The organism is Nonomuraea sp. NPDC049709 (assembly GCF_040674815.1).
GTDB lineage: Bacteria > Actinomycetota > Actinomycetes > Streptosporangiales > Streptosporangiaceae > Nonomuraea.
The window spans coordinates 64,567-74,487 of the sequence record NZ_JBFANM010000034.1; the positions used below are offsets into that span (position 1 = coordinate 64,567).

At 63.3% G+C, this 9,921-nt stretch carries 5 protein-coding genes; 3 read left to right on the forward strand and 2 right to left on the reverse strand.

The window, feature by feature from the left end; genetic code table 11:
- Both AB0J69_RS31135 and AB0J69_RS31140 read left to right on the forward strand, forming a co-directional pair.
- Positions 1–3,258, forward strand: coding sequence for a hypothetical protein (locus tag AB0J69_RS31135; protein ID WP_364124275.1), 3,258 nt, complete (start codon positions 1–3; stop codon positions 3,256–3,258).
- The gene (locus AB0J69_RS31140; protein WP_364124277.1) at positions 3,252–5,798 is read left to right on the forward strand and encodes an RNaseH domain-containing protein; all 2,547 of its coding nucleotides are present in this window, start codon (positions 3,252–3,254) and stop codon (positions 5,796–5,798) included. Before AB0J69_RS31135 ends, AB0J69_RS31140 begins: the two co-directional genes overlap by 7 nt.
- Here the strand turns inward: AB0J69_RS31140 and AB0J69_RS31145 are convergent.
- Both AB0J69_RS31145 and AB0J69_RS31150 read right to left on the reverse strand, forming a co-directional pair.
- Positions 5,795–7,015 (reverse strand): SEFIR domain-containing protein, encoded by a 1,221-nt coding sequence (locus AB0J69_RS31145; protein ID WP_364124280.1) that lies wholly within the window; start codon positions 7,013–7,015, stop codon positions 5,795–5,797. The two genes, AB0J69_RS31140 and AB0J69_RS31145, sit on opposite strands and share 4 nt — an antisense overlap.
- A 285-nt stretch (positions 7,016–7,300) precedes the next feature.
- Positions 7,301–7,657: a hypothetical protein gene (locus AB0J69_RS31150; protein WP_364124283.1), complete on the reverse strand. Its 357-nt coding sequence runs from the start codon at positions 7,655–7,657 to the stop codon at positions 7,301–7,303.
- 900 nt (positions 7,658–8,557) lie between these two features.
- Between AB0J69_RS31150 and AB0J69_RS31155 the strand changes: the two genes are divergently transcribed.
- Positions 8,558–9,703 carry a serine/threonine-protein kinase gene (locus tag AB0J69_RS31155; RefSeq protein ID WP_364124286.1) on the forward strand — a complete coding sequence of 382 codons (1,146 nt, stop codon included), beginning with the start codon at positions 8,558–8,560 and terminating at the stop codon, positions 9,701–9,703.
- Positions 9,704–9,921 lie beyond the last annotated feature (218 nt).

Genomic DNA, 9,921 nt, shown 5'->3' on the forward strand with positions numbered 1-9,921 from the left:
ATGGACGACAAGCAGAAGGTTGCCCCAGTGCTCCTCGGGGCAGCGATCGGGCTTGCCGCCAGGTTCTTTCCCTGTGATGCGGGCGAAGGCGCCAGCCGTACCACCACCCGAGGTGATGTCCTCTTCGTTCTCGACGGTCACATCGCGGACTGGTCGGGCTGGCACGGCCTCGCGGAAGCCGATACGAAGAGGTTCACCAGGCTGCTCCGACGTCGACTGAACCAGCTGGCAAACGCTGAGGCCGCCGGCAAGGTGCTGGACCGGCTGCTGGACGAGGCTGCCATCGCGGGCTGCGAACCAGCTGAGGACTATCCGAAAGAGGAGGCCGATGACGACGCGAAAATTCTGGTCGATCCAGGCATGCCCTTGACCGCGTTCATCGACAAGCACCTGGCCGATCTGGATGCCTGGTATGTGGAGAGCCGGCGCGAGTTGCCGATAGGCCGGCCCGGGGCCCACTACGCCACCCTCAGGATGCCCGGCTTGGACGGTACCAGCGAGACCTTCATCGACTTCGCGTTCGAGCTACAGCCCCACCATGAAGAACCGGCCCGGAGCCTTCCTCGCATCGAGGATGCTCCGCCGCTGCTCGACCGCTGGGTCCCCTTCGCGGAACTGGAGGACATCGCCGCCGCCATCGACCGCAGCATGCTGAAGGCTGGCCAGCCCGCCTACCGCCAGGCATGCGTGAAACGATTCGCCCGGCAAATTGAGACGAGCCGGAACAAGCAGGTCACAGGCTTGGACCTCACCGCAGGCACACTCAACGAACTGCTGGCTTACACCGGCTTCGGCAAATCGGTTGTACTCGTTGAAAGCTTCGCCTGCTGGGCAGCGAAACACAACGTGAGCGTGGCCTTCGTCCTGCCTACCAACGGCGACGTCGTCCAGATAACCCATCAGATCGAACGGGCGATAGAGATCGTCATGCCCTGCAAATCTGTGAAACCTCCTGTTCCCCTGGTGTCTCCACGCTCGATGCTGAAGGTCGCGGACACCGCGTTACCGACCTCGTCCTCCAGCCCTAGAGCGGACTGGGTCTGGGAGCGTTTCGGCTACGGATGCGGGCTGGCTGCGGTCGCCACGACGGAAAGCGGAATCGACGGTTGGCGACCAGGGTCCGAACCTTGTGCCAAACTCCGCCGGCCTCGGCCTCTCCGAAAACGGCCCGAGACTGTGGCTTGCCCCTGGCGGACGACCTGCGGACGATACCGCCAGGTCAGGGCAGCCTGTTCGGCCGACATCATCGTGACGTCCCATGCCAACCTGCTGCTGGGCATCCTTCAGACGCCAGTGGACGACGGATCCGGCCCGAACGACCGGGTCACCGTCGAGGAACTCATCATGCGCCGCTGCCAGGTCGTCGTCATCGACGAAGTCGACCGCTTCCAACGGACCGCCATTGACCAGTCGGGGCGTGGCTTGCTGCTCGACTACGGCGGGCGGATCAACACGCCGCTCCGCGAGTTCGACTCCGACTTCGGTACCGCCTTCGGGCGCCTCCACAGCGACATCGACGCCACCGTACGCGACGCTTACTTCGGACTCCGTTACTTGTCGGAGACCTACGTGAGCCACATCTCCTACCAGAGGATCGGCGCGATCTCCCCCTCTCGTAAGGCGCGACCACGCGGACCGAGACGGTACTGGATCATTCCGAGGCGATGGGACAACTGGCTCACCGCCAAGATCTTCGACATCGAGCCCGAGGAGGTCACCTGGCGGCACATGGCGATGTTCCGCTCGCTCTTCTTCGGTGAGCGGGATCCACTTCCCGGAGAGCCGAGTGAGTTCGGCAAAGTTCGCGACAGACTCGCCGCCGTGGTCACCGGCGGATCCGGCGGATCGGCGATCAAGGCGGCACGTGAGACCCTTGAAGAACTCATCGCCTCGGTCCCTGACACCGAACGGCCGAAGGTGATCAATCGCATCCTGCGCCGCGCCATTCTCGGACGTGCTCGTGTCTACCTGCACCGCCTCATGGCCAGCAACGCTCAACTGGTGGACATCGGTGTCGAGTCCGCCCAGAAGATCGCAGACGCGATCGGAATCTACGGACGATGGCGCGTCACCCCCACCGGCCCTCTCGGGCGTCTCGTTTTCGCCTTCACCGAGCACCACGACGACACCGGCGGGGACTTTGCCCGGCTGACCACCGCGGCCTTCGGCGGAGACCCCCACACCTACGTCGTCACCCTCGGCGACACGACCGCCCTGGCCCACGCCGAGACCAGGAGAATCGTGCTCGGCCTTTCCGCGACCGCGTACTTCCCCGGAGCTCCACACCACCACGTGCACGTCAAACCCAAGTGGTGGGTGACCGACCGCAATCCAGAAGCAGTGCGAATCGAGGCGGCTCCGATCCGCGACGAGCAGGACAACCTCGCCCGGATCTCCGGCCTCGACGGAGCTATGCGCACCTCAGCGACGAAAAGGATCGCCTTTCGTCTGTGGAACACCTACCTTGAGGCAGAGTTGTGCCGCCTTCGCGTGGAGGACCGCGACAGGGCACGAGTCCTGCTCGCCACCACTTCCTACGCCGCGGCGCGGCTGGTCGCCGAAGGCCTCGCCGACGCGGGCGTCGAGTCCCACCGCATCTGTCTAGCTGTACCACCCGATGACGACGACACCCGACAAATCATCGATGCCGGCCGATGGCGGGAAATCCAGGCCGACCAGCTGGAACTCTTCCCAGAGGACGAGAAGGCCGACATCCTGATCGCCCCGCTCGCTCGCGTGCAACGCGGGGTGAACATCATCGGCAAAGGCGACAAGTCGGCTCTCGGCTCGGTGTGGCTGATCGTCCGGCCGGTCCCGCTGATCGACGAACCCGATGAACTGCTCGCGCACGTCCAGGCCAAGGCACATCTTGAGCACAGCGGGCCCTCCGTCGATCCCCGGGACCTTCTGGCGCAGCGCAGGAAGGCTGCGGGCAACTACTTGGAAGAAATCATTCACCGTCCTCCCTACTTCCAGTCGCAACCGGAGGGAGTCAAGCTCGGAGTGGTCGCCGAGACCATCAACGGTGCCATCCAGCTCATCGGCCGCGCGCGTCGTGGCGGCACAAACGCCGTTCTTCACTTGGTCGACGGCGCGATGCTCGACAGCGCCAGAGGGACCGACCTGGCCACGCTGATCCTCCGCCTTAAGACTAGGTGGCAGGCCACAGGCGTACTCCGGGACATGGAGACCTATTACGACACGACGCTGACGGCCTTCTTCGACTACGCAGCAGAGAATGGAGCCCCCACATGCTGATCACGCTCGCCTTTCGCATCCCCCGCGAACACCTGGACATGGTGCTCGGGACAGTGACGGCATACCCGCTCACCCAGGACTTCGCGGCTGCCTGGGACACCCTTCCCCGCCTGTACGGCAGGCAGCCTCCCTACGCCGTCTTGGCGACAGGACTCATCGCCGCCACCGGCAACCCCGTCCGCATGTTCGGGGAGAGCAAGCTGGCTGCGGACGAAGTCGCAGCCGGTAGCCGATCACTGCTGCTGACCAGCGACAACGCCCTCGATCGCAGACTGCGGACAGCGGTACAAGCTTGGGAACGCCATCTTCGGGACGGCGAAGGACCCCTTGTCCTGGCCGAACAGCTTCCGGAACCGGAACCTGCACGTGCCTTCAGCGACTACATCGCCCTGAGCTCCAGGCGAGCGCCGACGGCACCCGGCTGGGTCTACAGGGCAGCGGCCTGGAAGATCATGCGCCGGGTAGCGAGCGCACCGCTTCTGATCGACGATGAGCGGATCTTGGCTCTGCGGATCGACACCGACGGCTCGCTACTGGCCTGGGACGACCTGCTGGCTCGAACTACGGGCGACAGCACTGCGTTCTCCATGGCCAAGTTAACTGTCAAGCTGGTCACGAAGGCCGGTGCCGAGGATCCCGTCCTCTGCTTCGACGCTCACCTCTCCCGATTGTCACCCCGTTGGTACGGCAGGCAGACGAAAAATGCCTGGATTGCCCGTGAGGAGGGGGTGGCTCCCATCCTGAGGCTTCCTGTGCGGCATCGGAAGGACAGAGAGACCGACGAATGGGTCTCCTACTTGGATCCGGCCATCGCCGCTATCCTCGAGGCCTGCCAGCTCAAAGCTCTGGAACTGCCTGCCGAACTCCCATCAAAGCCGGACGTCGTCCGCCCCCAGCTCGCCTACAGCCGTTACCAATCCATAGGCAGCGGGCTCGGGCCAAGATTTATGTACTACCTGTACAAGCACGTCCTGCGTATCATTCCGGAGCTCGAACCGTTGACCTACGAACTGGACAAGCAGATCAAGCTTCTGCAACCAGTACGCAAGTTCATGATCGGAGGGATTCCCTCTGATGGAATAGGGCCGAGCGGGTACGAGCACGTCACTCTCGTTTGCCTCTACTCCACGCCCGACGCCAGGCGGCGCATGCTGAGAGGGTTCGAGGCGCTCATTGGCCGTCCAATTCGCCCCACTGCCGGTGGCCCCAGCATCAAGATCAACGATCGCTTGGATGTTATCGCCCTGTGGTCCGAGGAGCTCGTTTCTCACGACACGGTGAACCGGCTCGAGCACCTCGACCGACTGCGCGATCTGTCGAGCGATCCGCACCACTTGGTCGCCGTCTGGGCGGAGACCAGTTTCCACCTTCAGGCCGAACGTCCGGAACTCGACGCGAAACCGCACCTGAGGACGTTACTCGCGCACCTCGGCATCCCCTCGCAGTTCATGGCGACCGACCCTCCGGTGCTGCCGAAGAATGCCGAGCCGCGAACCGAGAATGCGTACGAGCACGTCTCCCGCGCGGCGCTGAGGGACCTCCTCAGGGCCGCGGGAATCCTCGATAGCCGCCTCCTGGACGCGCTGACCACCAGCAGGTTGCCATATCCGTTGGGCCGGAAGACCCTACTGGTCGGCATCCATCTCCGCCGGCAGCAAGCCGGGAACGGGGACCCGGTCCTCGTCCTGATCATGGTCGCCGTCTACATAGACCCTGCAAGCCTCGAATCTTGTCGAATCCTGGTCTGGAGCGATCCGTCGCGAGGCTGGGTCCGATCTGCTGAGGGGATCACCAGTTTCTACGCCGGACCAATCGGCTCTTCAAGGCTAGGCCGTTCCGGGGAGAAAGCCGTCAGAACACGCACTCTGATCGAGAACAGCCTGTGCGATCTCGCCAGAGACGACTTGGCGGACACACCTATGGTGGTCTTCATCGGCACCCAGGCAGCACGGAGCATCTGGCCTGGACTCAAAGATCCTCAACTAGGCGATAGGCCCCTGCCCGGTGACCTCCTGCGTGACCGAGGCGGTGATGTGGCAGTTGTGCGTCTCAACACGGAGATCGAGGAGATCGGCCGACCAGTCGCTCGGGTAGAAAGAAGCAACAGGCCTGGGGATGTGAACCAGCCCGCCGCTCCAGGACGGAAGATCTACCGGCTGAAGGATTCAGTAGTCCCTTCATGGATCTTTCCCGGCACTTCGGTCAAGTACCGAGCCAAGAATGGGAGACGAGGAGCGCAACGAACCCGCTGGAACTTGTCGAAAGACGATGACGCGCATGCAGCGATGAACGATCCGTGGCACTCCTACACCGCCAAGGAAATCGTCGTCGTCGAGCCGGCTTCGTGGCCTCCCGAGGCGCTTGCCGCACTCACCGCGAGGATGTGCGAGCAGGCCATCTCCTGGGATGACCGCACCATGGCGCCGGTGCCGTTGCATCTGGCAAGGTCGGTCGACGAGGATCACCCCAACTACCGGCTCTCCGGTTTCGACGAGAGGCCTGCCGTGATCGAAGGCGACGACGGAGTGGCTGACGCTTAGCTGAGCTCATCGTCAGCGGACCGAGTCCGGGACCATTCCCCGGACTTGTTCCGCCCCATGGCGCGAAGCAGGTCCTCGAGGGCTTCCTCGGTCAGCTCATCGATCACGTAGTGGTCGGCGCAACTTGGTGAGAGGAAGAGGGGGATGTTGCATACACTGTCACCTGGGAGGACGACAGGAAGCAGTTTTGATGTCCAAAGCTCCCGATCCTCATGCAGTTGGCTTTTGATCATCGCCAGCTCGGTTCGTATCCCAGGGTTCGACTTGTCGTCGATCATTGCGTCACCTGCAGCCTTGCTCCTGGGAGAAGCAATGATCACGATGAAGTCGGCTGTCAGGATTTGCCGTATTGCCCAATCAAACCAATCCTGGCGCCGGCCCTCGACGATCTTGTCCATATGAAGATCCACGCCGAGCCGTGCAAGCAACTCGCCGAATTGGAAGACCTGACGTACGCGCTCTCCGTCGTCGTGGGCATAGCAGATGAAGACCCGCGGCCCCTCCTTGATACTGCGCCGCAACTCCTTGCCGGCGGTGACGGGCTCGATGACCAGCCAGTCGACGATGCCCTCTCGCAGCTTCAATGGGAACTGCTTCGTTCCCTGGATGGGAATCGCGTCGACCATGTCGTTGACGTTGAGCGCGTACCGGACCGAGAACTCGACCAGCACTTCCTGGGAACCCTTCGAAACCAGCACCACGACCCACGCGACGCCCGACCCCTCACATACTCCTTCACCCGGTCTCGCCAAGTGCCTCCACCGCACCTGCGGACCACCGATGCCGAAGACATGGATGATGTCCCTCACCGGGGGAAGCACGAGCCGAAGCCCATTGCTCGCCGTATACGGCACCAGATGCAGCCAGTCGGTGAGCGTGTACACGCCCTCGTCGGCTCGGTCGCTCATCGAGCGAGGGAGGGCATCCATTATCGTGACCGGCTGGGCCGAATCGATTTTGAACGCGAAGCCAGCCTCGAACCAGCTCAGAGGAGCCGAGTCGGGTGCGAGCTCCAGCTCGTAGTTGACCTTTATGAGGTAGCAGTCCATGCCGCCGGAGACGTCCGGAAGGGCATTGACCGGGTGCACCTCCCATCCGTGGAGGGTGAGTGCGCCGAGGGAGACACCTTCCGGCGCCGAGTCAACCCATCGCCCACCTTGATCGATGAAGGTGAGGTCGATTCTCATCTCGTTTTCTGAAACGTTTCTGGGCTTCATCAAGAACTACCTCTTTCTCGGAAGAGTCGAGGTTCACCGTAGAACCATGAGAGGTGATGACGTTGAAAGAGTTAGGCATTGTCGTGTTTTTGTCAGGCATTGGCAGGGTTGACGAGGTTGAAAGGCCGAGGTGGCGCGGCGTGAGTGGCCGGATCGGGGGGCCTTGCCGGTCCTTGCGATATCAGGTGCCCTGCGCGACTCCGGCCGCCTCGCATGCGTCGTGGCGGCCAAGCAGCGGCGCCAGCGTTGTGATCGCTTCGGCCTGGGCGGCCTGGATGATCTCGGTCACTGCTCGCCCCGAGGCGTCGAGGTCTCGCTGCTGGTGGCGAGCTGATCCAGCAGCGCGAAGAGCTTTCCCTGCACCTCGATCACCTGGCGGGGTCTTGCCGAGCTCAGCACGCAGCCGCTCAACCTCCCCTGCAGCGCATCGATCTTCTTGTCCCGCGGGTCGGCCTTCGGCCGGGCGGCCGGGCGGCCCAGCGCCTGCTCCCGCGCCGTGCGCCAACTGGAAATCGACGAGGAGTACAACCCCTCGCGATGCATCAACGCGCTCTTGCTCGCCTTGTCCAGCCGGTCGTACTCCTGAAGGATCCGGGCCTTGTAAGCCGCGCTGTAACGGCGGGCGCCGGCCCGCTCACGCACCTGGGGATCGGGGATCTCGGAATCCTGTTGACTTGCTCCCAAAAAGGGATGTCTCCTTCCCCACCCTCAGCGCAGATTTTGTGCATGTTTAGCTGCCTCTGTCTATTTTGACAGGGAGGGAAACGCCTCAGCGGCTCCTGTCTGTTCGCGGCCAGTCAACGTCCGCTGGTGGAGGCTGGACCGCACGACCAGACACGTGGGCAGCGGCCCCCAGGAACTGGCTGGCTCACCGCCCTCAGTAGCCAATCTCTTCGGCAGCGGCCCGTGGACCAGGCGTCGAGGCACGATCAGGAACTGCAGCACCTGCTGTAGGAGAGCGAGGGTTGCTCCGCTTCTTTCGGCGGTTTGAGCTGGGCGGATAGCCAATTCGGTGCAGGCTTCCTGCAAGATCATCCCGTGTATGTCCCGGCCCCATCGCAATAGCAACCACGTGATCTGCGGCTGACCATCGCGGATCCCTCCTTGGAGCGCTCGATCTTTCGGCTCAAGCGTCCGAGACGGAAATCAGAGACGCCACCGTCGAGTATGTCGTAGGGCCGCCGGACTCAGCTCTCCAATTCCACGACGGAGAACACCAGAAGTGGTTGGTCAGCGTCCCCTCGCCCTCGTCGCCAACCGGCCGCAGCGGCCGGCGGACGGCGTGAACAGGCCGTAGTCGCGGGTGTCGTTGATGGATGGGGCCCGTAGCCGTCGCCCTCCGGTTGGCCGCCGGAGTCCACCGTCTGACTGGAGCACGTCTGCGTTCGGAGCGCTGTCGCTCAGCAAGCAAGCACAAAAATAAGCGCTGAGGCAGCAAACTTCGTATGTCCTGAATCGGGAGCGATTAGGCTGAATGACGCCCATAATTTGTCAGATGGTCTACGGGCGTGTGCAAGGAGTGCTGAGCAGGGAATGACGGGAATGCCTGAGCAGATCGGCCGGTACACCGTGGCCAAGGAGTTGGGCTCGGGGGGCATGGGGGAGGTGTATCTCGCTTACACCCCGAGCGGCGACCCGGTGGCGGTAAAACTGATCCGGAGCGACAAGCTTGATTCCGACACACGGGCGCGCTTCGAGAAGGAAGCGCTGATAGCCCGCACCGTGATCGGCACGAACAGGGTGGCGCGCTTCCTGGAAGCCGACCCGTTCGCGACCAGGCCATGGCTGGCCATGGAGTACGTGGCCGGGCGAACGCTCTTGGCATGTGTCGACCAGGACGGCGTCCTCCCTATACCGCAGGTCGCCAGTTTGGGCGCGCTGCTCGCCGAGGGGTTGGGCGCTGTCCATGCCGCGAAATTGCTTCATCGGGATCTCAAACCGCAGAACGTGATCATGGGCAAGGAGGGCCCCATGATCATCGACTTTGGGCTCGGTGCGTTCATGGATACGTCAATGGAGTCCCTGTCGCACAGCGGCATGATTATCGGAACCGTGCGTTGCATGCCGCCGGAGCAGGCGGGCGGGAACCCGAAGGTGACGCCCGCGGCGGACGTGTACGCACTGGGCACCGTGCTGTTGTACGCGGCGGCGCGCCACTATCCTTATGACGGGGCGGCGTGGGAGACGGTCGCTGTACAGGTCACGAATCCTCAGGTAGGTCCGAACCTGAACGGTGTGCCGAAGGCCCTTAAGCCGTTAATTTCCGCGATGTTGGCCCATGCCCCGGAAGATCGGCCAACGCTTGATCACGTAGCCGGTGAATGCCGGAAATTGCTGGAGTCCGCCGGGCTGAAGCCGGCCGATGCGCGGCTCACGTTGATCGCGCGGACGACCGCCGGGGATGTGCCTGACGCGGCCGAGGGGTCGTTGTCCCCCTCGTTTAAGAAGCTGCTCGAGGACCAGGTCAAGATGATGGGTCCGGGCACGGGCTCGCCCCTTGACGGTCTCCAGGCTGACGCTCCGGGATCGGAAGATACGGAGCAAGAGGGACAAGTGCCCAAGTCTGTGGAGCCAGTCGAGTCTCCGGCACCGGAGCCGAGGCCACGGTCCGCAGACAGGCGGCCGCCGGCGTCGAAGCGGGTAGCGGATGAGCTGCGGGCGGCGTACGCGGTGGATGCCGAATTGTGACGGTCATACTGTCTGCACTTGGTGGGATTCTTGGCGCACGAGCACATAGATCGGACTTGGGCCGTCTCTACGCCATGTGAAGTTGTGGGCAGGAATCGGAGTGGACGTTGGGTGTCGAGGTGGGAACCGCTGATGGGCGAAACGATGCGGCACAGGATGCTCGGAAGCCTTACGAAGTCTCGCCGGAGGAGGGATTACTTGCCTCGGGCGGGTACGCG